The sequence below is a fragment of the Amycolatopsis sp. NPDC043885 genome (genome assembly GCF_056435685.1).
On sequence record NZ_JBWKEA010000001.1, the window covers coordinates 1615199 to 1631173 of the forward strand.

The 15975-nt window shown below is 68.3% G+C and carries 17 protein-coding genes; 9 read left to right on the forward strand and 8 right to left on the reverse strand.

Annotated features, from left to right (window positions below):
• Positions 1–218: 218 nt before the first annotated feature.
• The 3 genes from AC069I_RS08110 to AC069I_RS08120 all read right to left on the reverse strand — a co-directional run bounded on the left by AC069I_RS08110 (position 219) and on the right by AC069I_RS08120 (position 2516).
• Complete coding sequence (locus AC069I_RS08110) at positions 219–947, reverse strand: GGDEF domain-containing protein (protein ID WP_478224259.1); 729 nt, start codon at positions 945–947, stop codon at positions 219–221.
• Positions 948–1012: 65 nt separating this feature from the next.
• On the reverse strand, positions 1013–1615 hold the full coding sequence (idi, locus tag AC069I_RS08115; RefSeq protein WP_478224260.1) for an isopentenyl-diphosphate Delta-isomerase: 603 nt from the start codon (positions 1613–1615) through the stop codon (positions 1013–1015).
• Positions 1616–1682: 67 nt separating this feature from the next.
• Complete coding sequence (locus AC069I_RS08120; RefSeq protein WP_478224261.1) at positions 1683–2516, reverse strand: alpha/beta fold hydrolase; 834 nt, start codon at positions 2514–2516, stop codon at positions 1683–1685.
• A gap of 122 nt (positions 2517–2638) precedes the next feature.
• On the opposite strand from AC069I_RS08120, the gene AC069I_RS08125 reads away from it, so the two are divergent.
• Positions 2639–2923: a hypothetical protein gene (locus AC069I_RS08125; RefSeq protein WP_478224262.1), complete on the forward strand. Its 285-nt coding sequence runs from the start codon at positions 2639–2641 to the stop codon at positions 2921–2923.
• A gap of 52 nt (positions 2924–2975) precedes the next feature.
• On the opposite strand, the gene dusB is transcribed toward AC069I_RS08125, so the two are convergent.
• Positions 2976–4112, reverse strand: coding sequence for a tRNA dihydrouridine synthase DusB (gene dusB, locus AC069I_RS08130; protein ID WP_478224263.1), 1137 nt, complete (start codon positions 4110–4112; stop codon positions 2976–2978).
• A 26-nt stretch (positions 4113–4138) separates the two neighbouring features.
• Complete coding sequence (locus AC069I_RS08135) at positions 4139–4387, reverse strand: hypothetical protein (RefSeq protein ID WP_478224264.1); 249 nt, start codon at positions 4385–4387, stop codon at positions 4139–4141.
• Positions 4388–4585: 198 nt separating this feature from the next.
• On the opposite strand from AC069I_RS08135, the gene AC069I_RS08140 reads away from it, so the two are divergent.
• From AC069I_RS08140 to AC069I_RS08155, 4 genes are all read left to right on the forward strand, one after another.
• Positions 4586–5119: a hypothetical protein gene (locus AC069I_RS08140; protein WP_478224265.1), complete on the forward strand. Its 534-nt coding sequence runs from the start codon at positions 4586–4588 to the stop codon at positions 5117–5119.
• Between the two features lie 133 nt (positions 5120–5252).
• The gene (gene uppS / locus AC069I_RS08145) at positions 5253–6011 is read left to right on the forward strand and encodes a polyprenyl diphosphate synthase (RefSeq protein ID WP_478224266.1); all 759 of its coding nucleotides are present in this window, start codon (positions 5253–5255) and stop codon (positions 6009–6011) included.
• Positions 6012–6083: 72 nt separating this feature from the next.
• The gene (locus AC069I_RS08150; RefSeq protein ID WP_478265060.1) at positions 6084–8033 is read left to right on the forward strand and encodes a DUF2339 domain-containing protein; all 1950 of its coding nucleotides are present in this window, start codon (positions 6084–6086) and stop codon (positions 8031–8033) included.
• A gap of 43 nt (positions 8034–8076) precedes the next feature.
• Positions 8077–8478 (forward strand): TIGR03667 family PPOX class F420-dependent oxidoreductase, encoded by a 402-nt coding sequence (locus tag AC069I_RS08155; RefSeq protein WP_478224268.1) that lies wholly within the window; start codon positions 8077–8079, stop codon positions 8476–8478.
• Here AC069I_RS08155 and AC069I_RS08160 read toward each other — a convergent pair.
• Positions 8475–9026: a superoxide dismutase gene (locus AC069I_RS08160; RefSeq protein ID WP_478224269.1), complete on the reverse strand. Its 552-nt coding sequence runs from the start codon at positions 9024–9026 to the stop codon at positions 8475–8477. The genes AC069I_RS08155 and AC069I_RS08160 overlap by 4 nt on opposite strands.
• 83 nt (positions 9027–9109) lie before the next feature.
• Here AC069I_RS08160 and AC069I_RS08165 point away from each other — a divergent pair, with 83 nt between their 5' ends.
• Positions 9110–10072: a DMT family transporter gene (locus tag AC069I_RS08165; protein WP_478224270.1), complete on the forward strand. Its 963-nt coding sequence runs from the start codon at positions 9110–9112 to the stop codon at positions 10070–10072.
• Positions 10017–10481, forward strand: a complete 465-nt coding sequence (locus AC069I_RS08170; protein WP_478224271.1) for a DUF6328 family protein — start codon at positions 10017–10019, stop codon at positions 10479–10481. The genes AC069I_RS08165 and AC069I_RS08170 overlap by 56 nt, the downstream gene beginning before the upstream one ends.
• On the opposite strand, the gene AC069I_RS08175 is transcribed toward AC069I_RS08170, so the two are convergent.
• Positions 10482–11009 (reverse strand): hypothetical protein, encoded by a 528-nt coding sequence (locus AC069I_RS08175; RefSeq protein WP_478224272.1) that lies wholly within the window; start codon positions 11007–11009, stop codon positions 10482–10484.
• A 78-nt stretch (positions 11010–11087) separates the two neighbouring features.
• On the opposite strand from AC069I_RS08175, the gene AC069I_RS08180 reads away from it, so the two are divergent.
• Positions 11088–12902: a LamG-like jellyroll fold domain-containing protein gene (locus AC069I_RS08180; protein ID WP_478224273.1), complete on the forward strand. Its 1815-nt coding sequence runs from the start codon at positions 11088–11090 to the stop codon at positions 12900–12902.
• A 173-nt stretch (positions 12903–13075) separates the two neighbouring features.
• Positions 13076–15280: an RNA polymerase recycling motor ATPase HelR gene (gene helR, locus AC069I_RS08185; protein ID WP_478224274.1), complete on the forward strand. Its 2205-nt coding sequence runs from the start codon at positions 13076–13078 to the stop codon at positions 15278–15280.
• Positions 15281–15349: 69 nt separating this feature from the next.
• Here the strand turns inward: helR and AC069I_RS08190 are convergent, their stop codons facing one another.
• Entirely contained in the window at positions 15350–15844 is a 495-nt protein-coding gene (locus AC069I_RS08190) for an Lrp/AsnC family transcriptional regulator (protein ID WP_016337981.1), read from the reverse strand.
• Between the last annotated feature and the right edge of the window lie 131 nt (positions 15845–15975).

The following is a 15975-nucleotide window of genomic DNA, read 5'->3' on the forward strand; positions in this document are numbered from 1 at the left end:
CTTTCACGACTCGTCGAAGCTCTTTCGTTATCGTACGGACACCTCGGGTTCGTGACGACAACCATCCCGGAATTTTCTTCACTCAAGGTACCGAGAAGCGCCGAACGGTCCATGCGATCGGGTGAGCGGTCGTGGTTAAAGCTGCGTTAAAAGGTGCGAAACCACTACGCAGAGTGCGACGCTTACTGTGTGAGTGGCGGCGAGTGGCCAGTGAGTGGCTAGGCGCCGGCCGACTCGGCCGCGTTCAGCGGCTGCGGAATCGTCCGTGATGATTCTTCGTCCTGATAGGCCACTTTGTTTCGCCCGGCCCGTTTCGCCATATACAACAAAGCGTCGGCGCTGCGCAACTGCCGTTCCGGTTCCGCCGCGATATCCGGTTCCGCGCGGCTTTCGTGCGCGAGTCCCACGCTGATCGTCACGGCGAGGCCGGGACGGATCCGGCGCCACGGATGGCGGGCCACCCGGATACGGGCGGTGTCGGCGATGCGCACGGCGCGGGCGGCGTCGACGTCGGGGATGACGAGCGCGAACTCCTCGCCGCCGTAGCGGGCGCAGAACGCCTCCGGCGGGAGCCCCTGCTGCAGGAGGTCGGCCACCTCGCGGAGCACGCGGTCGCCGACCAGATGCCCGAAAGTGTCGTTGACGTCCTTGAACAGGTCGAGGTCGACCAAGGCGATGGCGACGCCGGGCGGGCCGCGGTGGTCGACGGCTGGGCCGTGGAGCCACTGATCGAGGTAGCGGCGGTTGTAACTGGACGTCAGGGTGTCCCGCAGGCTGCCTGCCCTGGCGAGGTCCAAAGCGGATTTGAGGTGGTGGTACGCGCGGCGCCAATCACCCTGTGTAGCGAGGACTCGCGCGATCGACTCATGCAAAGTGAGCAGATCGGTGGTCGGCGCGCCCGATGGGAGCGCGGCCTCGTCGTCGGCTGCCACGCTCACCTCCGCCACGAATTGGTTTTCGTCGTATAGGAGGGATCTCTTGAGGTATGAGTACGGGCCAAAGCGAATATCGCTCAAGAGGACGACGGCTCGGCGTCATTGTCACGCACCGGAGTGCCGTTCTGTAAGGACGAAAACGGCTCCGCGTCTTTGAGCTGCGAAAACTGATCTTTCGCCCAGTAACTCACGTCAGTCACATCGTCATTCAGCAACAGTGCGTAATCATTCCAGCTCAGCCAGCGCCAGTCGCCGACCTCGTCCGGATGCGGTTCCGGATCTTCGTCGACCCAGGCGACGAAGACCGGGCAGAACTCGTTCTCGACCACGCCTTCGAACGGTGGCGTCGAGTAGCGATAGGAAGGGAGGACACACCTGAGCCCGTTCAGCCGGGACAAGCCGAGTTCGAAGGCGGCCCGGCGCCGGACGGCCTCCTCGATCGGTTCACCCGGTGCGGGATGCCCGCAGACACTGTTGGTCCACACCCTCGGCCACACCTTCTTGGTGGCGGCGCGGCTGGTGATCAGCAGGGCCTGGTCGCTGCTGCGCAACAGATAGCAGGAGAAGGCCAGATGCAGCCGGGTGTTCTCGTGGTGGGCGGCCAGTTTGGGCGCTGTTTCGCCGGTCGGCTCACCGTCCTCGGTGACGTAGACGATGCGTTCGGTGTCCACTTCGGTCATGTTGTTCACCGGCCCCACTGAACCAGCAGGCTCGCTGTAACCGGTACCGCGACCAGAGTTACCCCTGTTAGTGGGACGAAAGGTGCTCCACGAGCAAAGAAGTGACGGCCTCGGGCGCCTCTTCCACCACCCAATGCGAGACGTCCTCGATCATCTCGAAGCGGTACGGGCCGGTGACCCGGTTCGCGGTGTCGAGCGCGGCCGTCGAGCCGAAGGCGGCGTCCTCGGTGCTCCAGATGTAGAGCGTCGGCACCTCGATCGGGCCGATCTTCCCACCGGGGCGGCCGGCGCGGTACCAGTTGAGCGCGGCGGTCAGCGCGCCCGGTTCGGACAGACGCCGGACGTACTCGTCGACCTTGCTCGGCGACACCTTCCAGTCGAACATGCGGCGCAGCGCGTCGGCGTTGTTCTCGAGCATCCGCCGTTCGGTGACCCGGGTCTGCCGCCATTCGGTCATGTACGCCGACCGGAGATGCTGGTCCTCGTCGGTCTTCATGGCCTCCGCCAGCGCCGCCGGATGCGGCGTCGAAATCACGGCGAGACTCCGGAGCCTGCCCGGATGCGCGTCGGCCGTCCACCACGCGACAGCGCCGCCCCAGTCGTGTCCGACAAGATCGAATTCTTTCCACCCCAAGCGATCCGCGATCGCGATGACGTCGCCGACGAGGTCGTCGATCCCGTACTCGGACGCCTGTTCCGGCCGGACGTCCGGGGAGTAGCCGCGCTGATCCGGGGCCACCGCGCGATAGCCGAGCACGCCGAGCGTCGCGACCTGGTGCTCCCATTCCACCGCGGCTTCGGGAAACCCGTGCAGCAGCAGGACAGGGCGGCCGTCTTCGGGGCCCGCCGCGATGGCGTCGAAGGAACCGGCCGCGGTGGGGATGCTCAGCTGCTCGATCACGACGCCGACTTTACGGGCCTCCGGTTTCCGGCAGGCGGCAAGGGATTGACGAGGAGGGTTCCTTGATCGTCTAATAACGCGGCGGTCGATGCCCGGCCGCACTGGGGAAACTGGGGTAACACATGTCGAACAATTGGAGGCGCCGGCTCGCCGTCGGCGCCGCTTCAGTCGCGCTCGCGGGCGGCATCGGTATCACCGCGGCGAATGTCGCGGTGGCCGAAGAGGCACCGGTCTCGGTCGCCGGGGTCTGTGACGGGAATCCTGGCTGTCAGCTCGGGCCGTATTCCAGCCTGAACAGTTGCCAGATCGAGCAGAGCAACATGGCCCGGTACTACACGATCACCATGCGGTGTTTCGAGGTCGACACCGGCCAGTGGAAGTTCGCCTACAAGACCAGGGGCACCTGAGTCGTGAAAGAAAACGCTCCCGCCGGTCCGACCGGCGGGAGCGTTTTTCGTTTCAGCCCCCCGAGTGCATGTCCTCGGCCTCGGGGACGCAGTCGTCGTCCGGGTCGTCGAGCCAGCCGTGCGGCAGCGTGACCTTGCCCGGCGAACCCTGCCGCCCGCGCGGCCCGGTGGCCGCGCTGGGGAAGGGCGCGTCGTGGTCGAGCTTGGCGATGAGATCGTCGAGCTGGTCCATGCTGGACAACATCGCGAAGCCGCGGCGAAGCTCGGAGCCGACCGGGAAACCCATGAAGTACCAAGCCATGTGCTTGCGGATGTCGCGCATGGCCTTGTCGTGGCCGTCGTGCTCGACGAGCAGTTCCGTGTGGCGGCGCAGCACCTTCGCGACCTCACCGAGGTTCGGCGGCGTCGGCTGCGGGCGCCCGGCGAAGGCGGCTTCCAGTTCGCCGAACAGCCACGGCCTGCCCAGGCAACCGCGGCCGACCACGACACCGTCGCAGCCGGTCTCGTCGACCATGCGCAACGCGTCCTCGGCGGAGAAGATGTCGCCGTTGCCGAGCACCGGAATGCTGGTGACCGCTTCCTTGAGGGCCGCGATCTTCGTCCAGTCGGCCTGTCCGGAGTAACGCTGCGCGGCGGTGCGCGCGTGCAGGCTGACCGCCGCCGCGCCCTCCGCCTCGGCGATCCGCCCGGCGTCGAGGTAAGTGAGGTGGTCGTCGTCGATGCCCACCCGGAACTTGACCGTGAACGGCACCCCCGCCTCGGCCGCGGCCTTCGCCGACTCACGCACGATGTCCGCGAACAGCTTGCGCTTGAACGGCAACGCCGCGCCGCCGCCCTTGCGCGTCACCTTCGCCACCGGGCAGCCGAAGTTGCTGTCGATGTGGTCGGCGAGCCCCTCGCCGGTGATGATGCGGACGGCCTCGGCCATGGTCTTGGGGTCGACCCCGTAAAGCTGCATGGACCTGGGCTTTTCGTTCTCGCCGAAGGTCATCATGTGCATCGTGCCGGGGTGGCGCTCGACCACCGCGCGGGCGGTGATCATCTCGCAGACGTAGATGCCGGCGCCGTACTCCTGGCACAGCTGCCGGAACGCGACGTTCGTGATGCCCGCCATGGGAGCGAGCACGACCGGCGGATCGACCTCGTAGGGGCCGATCTTCAGGCTGGGCTTGCGCAGGGTGGCTGTCACGTCTCCATTGTCGCCTGTGGTGTCTGTCACTCGCAGGTGGGCTGGTCACCGTGGCCGATCTCCTCGCCGCGAGGGGCGATAACGGTCCACTTCATCTGCCCGTCGGGGTAGGTCCCGTCGATATAGGTCAAGCGGCCGGCGACGACCACGCCCGTGTGTTTCGGCGATCTCAGCTCGATGCGCAGACGGTGGAAGCGGTACTTCTCGTTCTCGACTGCCACGTCTTCGTCTCTCCACACGGTCAGCCCGGGAAAGTGGAGGTCGTCGAAGTGCACTGTGCGAACGCCTTCGGAGTAGAGCTCGACAGGCCGTCGGTGAGCCCGTGCCGTGACTGTGTGGATTTTGGGACGTCAGATGTCCCAAAATCCACACGGTGGCCGAGTGTTCACACGATCCGCGCGGTCTTGCGGCAACGCGAATCCGGGCGCCGGACCGTACCTATCGAGCCGGGCGGGAATCCCTAGGCTCGGCGGATGTCCGTGCTGCAGGCCTTCGCCGACGAATCGTTCAGGGAAGACGACGACGGTGGTTTCTACGTACTCGCGGCCGCGGTCCTGCCCGTCGAACGGCATGCCGAACTGCGCAAGGCCATGCTGGACATGAGGGCCGAACGCACGGGGAAGCTGCACTGGAACGTCTTGGCCGATGCTCAGAAGCGAGGGGTCGTCAAACAGGTCGCCGACTTCGAGGAACTGCACCTGGTGGCGGTGGGTACTCCGGTGCCGGTGCGACGCCAGGAACGTGGCCGTTCCCTGTGTATGCAGCGACTGGTGATGGAGTTGCACCTACTCGACGTCGGCCTTTTGGTCGCTGAAGGCCGCACAGCCCAACTTGACGCCCGGGTCGGCACGTTCGTGGCGCGGACGAGCCGCTGTTGTGGATTCCGGACATCGTCGCCGGGGCTGTCCGCGCTCGAAGACAAGGATTCCCCGACTACGCCGACCAACTGGCCACGTGTGCGATCGAGCTGGAGGTCGACACACGTGCCTGATCCCGGATATGCGTAAGGCCAGGGTCCCGGTATTCCCCGGGTGCACCTGGCCCTGCGACTCGTGTGATGCCCACGGCGTCACACTCCGCGTCCAGCGTAGCTCATGAGCGTTCAGCGCGCCGACCCCCGATTTCGGTAGCTTCGCCTCCATGAGCGTCCGGACCAGACTCGACGACCTCTACGCCCGACGGCTCCGCGCCCGCCTCCGCCGAGGCCCGCTGCCGCGGCACGTCGGCGTGATCATCGACGGCAATCGTCGCTGGGCCCGTGCGATGGGGTTCGAGGACGTCCGTGAGGGGCATCGGCACGGCGCCCGTCACATCGCCCGGTTGATGACGTGGTGCGAAGGCCTCGGTATCGGGCACGTGACGGTGTACCTCGCTTCGGTCGACAACCTGACGAAGCGCGCGTCGCCGGAGATGGCCTTCTTGATGCAGGTGATCGAGGACGTCGTCCGTGACCGGCTCACCGCGCCGGGTGCGAACTGGCGTGTCGTTCCCGTGGGGCGTCTCGACATGCTGCCGTCGTCCACGGCCGAAGTGCTGAAGCAGGCCGAAGAGGACACTCGCGGTGCGACGGGGCCTGAGCTGACTCTCGCCATCGGGTACGGAAGCCGCGAGGAGATCGTCGACGCCGTACGCGATCTCGTGCTCGAAGGGGCCGCGGACGGCAAGCCCCTGGTGGAGATCGCGGAGTCCGTTTCCGTGGACGCCCTTTCCGCGCATCTGTACACAGTGGGCAGTCCCGATCCGGACCTGATCATCCGGACCAGCGGCGAGGTCCGGCTGTCCGGATTCCTGCTTTGGCAGGCGAAGGATTCCCAGCTGTACTTCTGTGACGCCAACTGGCCGGGCTTCCGGTACATCGACCTTCTGCGAGCCCTCCGGGTGTGGGCCCGATCGCGATGATCTCGCAGGTCGCGACCACATCGTCATCACGATTGAGTAGTGCTACGGATCCCTCGGGGGTCCTCAGGCCGCATGCTGATCGCCATGACCACCGATGGGGATGTGCTCCTCAGGCTCGCCGGGGAGATCGACGACCTTGGGGCCCGCCTCGCGCGGGTCGGCACGGAGTTGCGGACCGTCCAGTCCGCGGCGGGGCCGCAGCACGAAGAGGCGCCTGAGCAGGCGCCCCAAAAGCAGGCCGAAGAGGCGCAGCAGCCGCAAGCCGAGCAGCCCGAGGCCCAGCAGAAACCGCAGCCGCAAGCCGAGCAGCCCCAGGCCCAGCAGGCCCCGCAGCAGTCGTACCCTCACCCTCCGTACCAGCAGCACCCGCAGTACGCCCACTACCAGCAGCAATACCAGCAGGCTCAGTACCAGCAGGCCCAGTACGCGCAATGGCAGCAGCAGTACCGCCAGCAGTATCAGCAGCCCTACCGCCCGTACCAGCCTGCCCCGAAGGTGTCGCTCGCCGAGAAGCTGGGCAAGGAAGGCGCCGGCAGCAGACTGCTGGCCTGGATCGGCGGCGCGGTCACGTTGCTCGGCATCGTGCTGTTCCTCGTGCTCGCGATCCAGCGTGGCTGGTTCGGCCCGTTGCCGCGGGTGATCGGCGGTGCCGTGCTCGGCGCGGCGCTGGTCGGGATCGGGCTTCGCCTGCACCGCACGCCGGCCGGCCGCACGGGTGCGTTCGCGCTCGCCGCGACCGGGATCGGCGCGCTGTACCTCGACGCCATCGCCGCGACGACGATGTACGAGTACCTGCCGTCCTACGCCGGTCTCGCGATCGGGCTCCTGATCGCGGTCGGCGGATTGCTGCTGGCCGTGCGGTGGAAGTCGTCGCTGCTCGCGACGGCCGTCGTGCTCGGCTGCGTGGTCTGCGCGCCGATCATCACGCAGGGTTTCACCCCGCAGCTGGTCGCGTTCCTGCTCGTGGTCCAGGTCGCTTCGACGCCGGTGCAGCTGCGCCAGTCGTGGCCGTCGGTCGCGGTCGCGGCCGGGATCCCGCCGCTGGTCGCGTCGGTCTTCAGCACGGCGTTCGCCGGTCTCGGCGGCAGCACGGCCAACACCGCCGCCGCGCTGGCCGCGGGAGGCGTGGGACTCGCGCTGGCCCTGATCGTCACCGCCAAGCGGCCGGGGGACGCCGCCGCGCTCGCCCTGCTCGCCGTCGCCCCCGCGCCTTCGCTGCTCGCCGCGTTGTTCCTGCCGAAGACCCCGGCCGTGCTCGTCACGGCTTCGGTCGCGCTGGTGCTGCTCGCGGTGTGGGCGGCCGGACAGTGGCTCGACGGCTGGACGGGTGACCTCGCGGGCGCCGCCGGGCTGGTCGCGGCTCTCCAGACGACGATGACGCTGTTCGACGGCAGTGCCCGTTCGGCGATCCTCATCGGCGAAGGGGTCTTGCTGGCACTGCTCGCGCTGTGGACGAAGAAGCACGTGGCGCTCTTCGGCGGGCTGGGCTTCACTGTCATCGGCGGCATGATCGCGCTGGTCTTCGACGTCCCGCCGACGCTCTTCTTCCTGATCCGGAACCGTCCGGACGCCGACCTCGCCGCCGCCTTCCTGGTGGCCCTCGCCATCCTGGCCGTCTCGATCACGCTTCCGTGGGTCGCGCACCGGCTCGGGCTGTTCAAGGCCGCGGCGGAGAACGTGGTGCCGTGGCTCTTCGCCGGGGTCTGCGGGCTCTACGGCGCGGGCGCGATGGTGCTGTGCGGCGCGATGCTGGCCGTTCCCGGCCGCTCGGGGTTCCTGGTCGGCCACGTGGTGATCACGGTGTCCTGGACGGTCGCCGCGCTCGTGCTGCTCGTCCGCGGCATCTCCGCGGTCAACCTGCGGGTGATCGGCTTCGTACTGGTCGGCGCGGCGGTGCTGAAGCTGGTGCTGTTCGACCTCGCCGCGCTGGACGGCCTGGCCAGGGTCGCCGCCTTCCTCATCGCCGGCCTGGTGCTGCTCGGCGCCGGGACGCGGTACGCGAAACTCGTCGCGTCCCGCTGAGCGGACGAGGAAGAAATGCCGCCGGGTCGTGGTTGGTCGGTTCATGAGCTACCGACCCGACCCACGGCTCGCCGAGCGGGCGAAGGAGAACGTCGCCTGGCTGACCACGATCAGCCCGAAGGGACGCCCTTCGCCCCGCCCGGTGTGGTTCGTGCTCGACGGTGACGACTTCATCGTCTTCAGCCAGCCGGACACGGCGAAGACCCGGCACATCGAGGCCAACCCCGAGGTGAGCCTCCACTTCAACAGCGACGAGCACGGGGGCTCGATCCTGGTGATCGGCGGCAAGGCCGAGATCCTGCCGGACGGTCTCGCGTCGGAGCAGCCGGGCTTCCTCGAAAAGTACGAGAAGCACTATCCGGCGATCGACTACGACGTCCCGAAATTCGACCGGGAGTACCACGTCCGGATCAGGATCCGGCCCGAACGGACCTGGGGGTTCTAGAAGCCGACGGTCACGCAGGCCAGCCGGGCCCCCGCGGTCCCGGCGTGGCCCGGGTGGGTGTGCGTATGCGTTTCGTGGATCACGATGGAGTTCGCGCGCCGGTCGGTGAACGTCCAGTCCACTTTGGACACGGCGGCGCCGCGGCCGGTGGCGTCGGTGGTGAGGTCGAGCCAGATCTCGTTGCGGGGGTTGGCGTAGGCCGGGTCCACCGACGGCTTCACCGGGTCTTCGACGTTCTGGTAGTGCGGTCCGGCGAGGTCGCCGGTGGCGCCGCACGGCTTCGTGTGGGCGTGGGCACCGTATTCACGGTTCGGCAGCAGGCCGGTCACGAGGATCGCGGTCGAGGTGCCGAGATGCTTGGACGTCAACCCGAAGACGTGCGCGCGGGCGCCGGGCGGCACCAGTTCGGGTTTGTAGCTCGTGAGACCGCTCTTGGCGGTGATCACGTGGACGCGGGAGCCGGGGACGGCGGTGGCCGGTCCGGCGCCGGCGGTCAGGGCCAGTGCGGCCGCGGACAGGACAAGCGAGAGTGCGGGGACGGGGCGCATGCCCCTTGCCTAGTCCGCATGAATCGGACACGCCAGAGTGGTCACTCGGTCGGGCGATCATTCTCGAACTATGGGCAGGGTAAGTGAGTACAAATCCTCCGGATCGCACCTGGCTGGTCGCGGTCGCCGCCGCTCTTTGGGGTACCGACGGGCTTTTGCGCCTCCCGCTCGCCGAGGCGCTTCCGGCGGCCACGGTCGTCTTCTGGGAGCACTTGCTGGTGGTGCTCGTGCTGAGCCCCTTCATTCCCGGCGCCGTCCGGGCGCTGCGCCGGACCGGCCCGCGGGAATGGCTGGCCGTGCTCGCCATCGGCGGCGGGTCTTCCGCGCTCGCGACGGCGATGTTCACCGCGGCCTTCAAACTGGGCGACCCCGTGACGCCGTTGGTGCTGCAGAAGCTCCAGCCGGTGTTCGCCGTGCTGGCGGCGTATTTCGTGCTCCGTGAGCGGGTCCGTCCGGGGTACGCCTTGTTCGCGATCCCGGCGCTGCTCGGTGCCTGGCTGCTGGCCTTCAAGGATCCGCTGAACATCCAGGTCGCCGCGGCGAAGGCGGCGCTGCTGGCGATCGGCGCGGCCGCGTTGTGGGCGGCGGGCACGGTGCTCGGACGACTGCTCTCCACCGAACTGGCGCCGAAGGAGGTCACCACGCTGCGCTTCACGGTCGGGCTCCCGGTCGCGGCGGGGATCGTGGCGTACCAGGGCGGTCAGTTCGCGGTCGGCTGGGACAACGCGCTCGGACTCGCTCTGCTCGCGCTGGTCCCCGGCCTGCTGGCGCTGAGCCTGTATTACGTGGGCCTGCGGTCGACGCCCGCGGCCAGGGCGACGCTGGCCGAGCTGGCGTTCCCCGTCACGGCCGCGGTCATCGGCGTATTGTGCTTGAACGCCGATTTGTCGGGTACTCAGTGGCTGGGCCTCGCCGTTGTGGTCGTGTCAGTGACGTCGCTCGGCTGGCACGAAAAGGTCAGACGTCAACCGATGGTCCTGGAGCCGCTGAATGGTCGAGCACACCGGCGAGACGAAGAACGAACGCCTGACCCGCAACGTCAGTGAGCTCCTGCAGGAGCTGCGGGTCGCGCAGGCCGGTGTCCAGATCCTCTTCGGTTTCCTGCTCACGGTGGTGTTCACCGACGAGTTCCACGGTGCGAGCGGGTTCGAGAAATCCGTCCACCTGACGGCGGTCCTGCTCACGGTCTGTTCGACGGTGCTGCTGACGGCGCCCGCCGCGTGGCACCGGCTGCTGTTCCGCACCGGGAACCGTGAGCGGATCCTCACCGTCGGCAACCGTTCCGTCCTGGTCGGGCTCGGCTGTCTCGCGGCCGCCATCACGACGACCGTCGCGCTCATCGCCAAGGTCGTCTTCGGCCCGATCGCGATGACGATCCTCGGAGTGGTGACGGTGGTGCTGTTCGTCGTCATGTGGTTCGTGGTGCCGAAGAAGATCGACCGCAACGGCGACTGATCACCGGCCCGTGCGCACCGGGGTGCTTTCGGGCAGGCCGAACGCGGCGGCGGACACGGACTTCGGGTCGTCCGGGCTCGCGCCGCCGAGCACCCGGCGGGCGCCGACCCACGAGAACATCTCCTTGACCGAAGGCGAGTAGCCCGCCCCGTCCTTCGCGACCCGTCGGTCGAGCACGCGGTATCCGCCGGGCGTCCGCTCCACGCGGTAGACCATCGGCTGCCGCCGGAATCCGCCGTGCGTGACGAGACCGTCGCCCTCTTTCGCGACCTCGTCGCAGCTCGCTACCAGGCCGATCTTGACGAGGTCGCCGTCCGGCCTGGTCTCGATCACCTTCTGCGTGCACACCCAGCGGATTCCCGCGTCCCGGGAACCGGCGAACGCGCGCAGATGCTCGTCGATTCCGGGCAGCGCCTCCCTCGCGACGGCGTCGTCCACCGACGGCATCTCGTCCACGATCCACCAGCCTGCCGCGGCCACCACCACACCGACCCCGGCGAGCACGGGCCAGCGTTTGACGTTCCCCATGGGACGAAGCTACCGAGCGGGGCAAGTGTTCATCCGCGGTTGGCGGACGCGTTGCCTCCGCGACCGTAGGTTGCGGCCGTGAACGACTCATCCAGACGGACCTTCCTGCGCGGCGCGGGCCTGCTCGGCGCCGGCGCGGCGGTCTCCGCGTTACCCGCGCTAGGTGCTCCCGCGGCTTCGGCGACCTTCGGCCATCACGGCCCGGACTTCGAAGACGGCCGCTTCACCCTCGCGGTGCTGCCCGACACCCAGTACCTCTTCGACGCCGACCGCGGTGACCCCGCGCCGTTGGACGCCACCCTGCGGTACGTCACCGGCGGCGACGAGAACATCGTCTTCCTGGCGCATCTCGGCGACCTCACCGAGAACGGGCGGCCCGGCGAGTTCGAGCAGATCAGCCGCTCGTTCCAGCACCTGGACCGGCGCCGCTTCCCGTACAGCACGCTGGCGGGCAACCACGACATCAAGTCCTCCACCGACGACCAGCGCGGCCGCACGCCGTACCTGGACGCGTTCGGGCCGCACCGGCAGCGGGGTTCGCGGACCTTCCGCGGCGCGAGCCCGGACGGCTACAACAGCCACCACGTCTTCCGTGCGGGCGGACGTGAGTGGCTGCTGCTCGCGCTCGACTGGCGGCCGTCGGCGGGCGGGCTGGAATGGGCACGCTCGGTGCTCGCGCGGAATCCGCGGCTCCCGGCCATCCTGACCATCCATGAATTGGTATGGGCCGACGAGGCCGGACAGGCGCGGTTCTCGGAGTTCGGGCAGAAGGTGTGGGACGAGCTGATCGCCGGGAACGACCAGATCTTCCTGACACTCAACGGGCACTTCTGGCCGCCGGGACGCGCGGTCAGGCGGAACCACGCGGGCCACGACGTCCATCTGCACATCACGAACTACCAGGACCGCTACTACGGCGGCAGCGCGATGATCCGGCTCTACCGGTTCGACCTGGCGCGGAACGTGATCGACGTCCGCACCGTCTCGCCGTGGCTGGCGGACCAGGCGCCGCGGCTGAACGAGCTGCAACGGCGGGAGATCGAACGCACCGGTCCGGCGGACTACTTCAGCCTGGAGATCGACTTCGAGACGAGGTTCGCCGGGTTCGCGCCGGTTCCGGTGCCGCCCGCGCGGCCGGCCGAACGGCAACTGATCCGCGGGACCGTGGCCTATTGGCGGTTCGAAGGCCGGGACGGCGCGCCCGTAGACGGTATTCGTGACCTTTCGGGCCGGGGCAACGACCTGGTCCGGGTGACCCTGCCCGACAGCGCGCCCGAGGCGTTGCGATTCTCCGGCGAGTTCTCCGGACGGCAGCCGTCGAGGTCGAGCCTGCGGTTCGAGGGCGGCAAGAAACCGGCTCGCGGCGGGTATCTGCGCACGGCGGACTCCGCGCCGATGAACGCGGAGACGTTCGCGCGCGGCTACACCGTCGAGGCGTTCGTCAAGCTGCCCGCGGATTTCAAGGACGGGAAGCACGCCTGGGCCGCGATCTTCGGCAGGCAGGGCGCCGGCGGTAAGGCAGGCAAGACCGGCGACGATCCCGGCGAGCCTTCGGCCACACTGTCCCTTTCGGACGGTGCGGCGTTCCAGTGGGCGGTGTTCCCGGTGAACCAGAACGGGATCTCGACCTGCTGGGGGCACGAACTGACGCTGGAGGAGTGGATCCACGTCGCGGCGGTCAACGACGGCAGGCGGACGACGCTCTACGTCGACGGCTGCCCGGTGCTGCGGAACCCGAAGACGCCGGCCGCGGGGATCGCGAACCCCGGTGGCTCGTGGCTGATCGGCGCCTACGCCTACGACTCGATCGTCGAGCAGGCGTTCCACGGCTGGCTCGGCGACGTCCGGGTGGTCGGGCGGGCGCTGGACCCCCGCGAGTTCATGCTCGGCTGAGCGGATCGTGCGCGGTAATGGCGGATGTTCGTCCCCATTATCGCGCACGATCGTTTCCCGGGGAATACCGGGTCCCTCTTGACAAGCGGTGGACAATAAAAAATCGGCGCCCGAATCAGAATTACCGATCGACGCGCCGAATGTGTTGCCAGTCTAACCGCTGTGAGGGGAACTTGTCAAATCAGGGGTACGACGAGGAATTGCGATCCGAACGGCAGTACGTCGCGTCGCTCTACCGGCGGCTGGACGCCGAACGCGCGCGGGTGAAGGAGGCGTATGCCGCTGCGCTGCGGGGAGAAGGCTTCGCGCTTTCCGACCGTGAGGTCTCGGCCGGCGCCAAGGCGCGCGAGATGGCCAGGCTGAAGATCGCCGACGAGGGTCTTTGTTTCGGCCGGTTGGACGCCCTTTCGGGAGAACGTTCGTACGTCGGCCGGATCGGTCTTTTCGACGAAGAGAACGACTACGAACCCTTGGTGCTCGATTGGCGGGCGCCGGCGTCCCGCGCGTTTTACTGCGCGACGGGGGCGTCCCCGGAAGGAATGGCTCGGCGCCGTCAATTCCGCACCCTCGGCCGTGACGTCCTCGACTTCACCGACGAGGTCTTCGGCCGTCCGGAATCGACGGGGGAACGCGGCGACGCCGCACTGCTGGCCGCGGTCAACGCGCCGCGCGGCGAAGGGATGCGGGACATCGTCGCGACGATCCAGGCCGAGCAGGACGAGATCATCCGGCTGGAGCACGCGGGTGTCGTCGTCGTGGAAGGCGGTCCGGGCACGGGGAAGACGGCGGTGGCGCTGCATCGGGTGGCGTACCTGCTGTACACGAAACGGGAGCGCATGGAACGGCGCGGCGTGCTCGTGGTCGGGCCCAGCAGCGGTTTCCTCGACCACATCGGCCATGTCCTGCCGTCGCTCGGCGAGACCAGCGCCGTCTTCGCGACGCCCGGTGACCTCGTCGCCGGCCTGCGCACCGAACGCGAGGATCCGCCGCCGGTGCAGCGGCTCAAGGGCTCACTGGCGATCCTGGACGTGCTCGCGGCGGCGGTGGCGGACCGGCAGGAACTCCCCGTCGAGGCGGAGTCCATCGAACTCGACGACGTCACCGTGCCGCTGGACGCCGAGGTCGCGGCCGCCGCGCGCGAGGTCGCCAGGGAAAGCGGCCTGCTGCACAACGAGGCGAAGGCCGTCTTCGAACGGGAGGTGATCGCCGCGCTCGCCACGCGCGCGGTCGACCGGCTCGGCGCGGGCTGGTTGCCGTCCGACGACGAGCACACGCGTCCGGAGCTGCTGCGGAACGCCCGGCGCGACCTGGAGGCCAGCGAGGGGCTCCGCGCGGTGCTCGATCGACTCTGGCCGTCACTGACGCCGCAGCGGCTGCTCGCCGACCTCTACGCCTCACCGGAGCGGTTGCGGGCGGCCGGGGCCGGCCTGGCGCTGTTCCGCGAGGACGCGGACGCGTGGACGGTGTCCGACGTGCCGTTGCTTGACGAAGCCGTCGAACTCCTCGGCGTCGACCGCACCGCCGAACGCCGGGCGGCGGAACGGCAGCGTCTGGCGCGGAAGGAATACGCCGAGCGGGTGCTGGAAATCGTCGAGGTGGAAGAGGACCACGACGACTACGAGTTCGCGCTCCGGCCGACGGACGTGCTGATGGCGGAGGAGCTGGCGGACCGGTTCGCCGAACGAGACGAGCGAGAGCTGGCCGAACGCGCCGCCGCCGACCGGGAATGGACCTACGGCCACGTCGTGGTCGACGAAGCACAGGAACTGTCCGAAATGGACTGGCGGGTGCTGATGCGGCGTTGTCCCAGCCGTTCGTTCACCGTCGTCGGCGATCTCGCGCAACGGCGGTCGCCGTCGGGCGCGCGGTCGTGGGACTCGATGCTCTCCCGGTACGTCGCCGATCGCTGGGTGTACCGGAAGCTGACCGTCAACTACCGGACGCCCTCGGAGATCATGGCGGTGGCGGCTTCACTGCTGGCGAGTTTCGCGGGAGGCGCCGTTCCCCCGGACTCGGTGCGTTCGTGCGGTGTTCGGCCGTGGGCGCGTCGGCTGTCCGAAATGGACATCGAAGACGCCGTCGCCGAGTTCACCCGCGTGGAATCGGGTCGCGAGGGGACGTCGGTCGTCATCGGGCCGCCGGGAGTGCCCGGTGCGATCGCGCCCTCCGCGACCAAAGGGCTGGAGTACGACGCCGTCCTGGTGGTCGAGCCGGAGCGGATCCTCGCCGAAGGCCCGAGCGGTGAGGCGGAACTGTACGTCGCGCTGACGCGGGCGACGCAGCGGCTCGGGGTCCTGTACAGCGGGACGCTGCCGAAAGTCCTCCGCGGTCTTGATTCCAGGCGGCGGACTCCCGACGCGTTCCTGCACTGCGTCTAGCGGGTTTCGAAGTGTCGTGAGTGTTTTGGGGCGTTCCGGCGACCCAAAACACTCACGACCGGACAAGGTCTACCGCGTGAGGTTGCCCCAGGCGTAGGTCTGTTTCGCGAGTTTCAGGTAGACCAGTGTCTCCGTGCTGACGACACCCGGGATGGGCCGGATGTCGTCGTTCAGCACACTCAAGAGGTGTTCGTCGTCCCGGCAGGCGACCTCGGCGAGCAGGTCGTAACCTCCCGCGGTGAGGACGACGTAGTGGATGTCCGGCATTCCGGAGAGCTGGTCGGAGACCGCCCGCGGATCGCCTTGGACCTTGATCCCGACCATCGCCTGACGGCCGAGCCCGACGTTCGCCGGATCCGTGACCGCGACGATCTGCATCGTCTCGTCCCGCAGCAGCCGCTGTACCCGCTGCCGCACGGCGCCCTCCGACAGCCCGACGGCCTTGGCCAAGGCCGTGAACGAGGCCCGCCCGTCGACTTGCAGCAGTGCGATCAGAGTGCGATCGGTATTGTCCAGACCTCTTGGCGTGCGCTGCTCCATCTGCGCGCGTGGTTCGTCACCCATGCCGTCCCTCCCTTTGTTTCGGCATGCGATTCTTGTCGCGCAGCGTATCGATAAGTGTCCAGAATGCTACCGCCGTTAAGTTGTTTGTCGTGATTCTCTTTCGCCGCCCCTTCGGGCAAAGGATTCTGTCG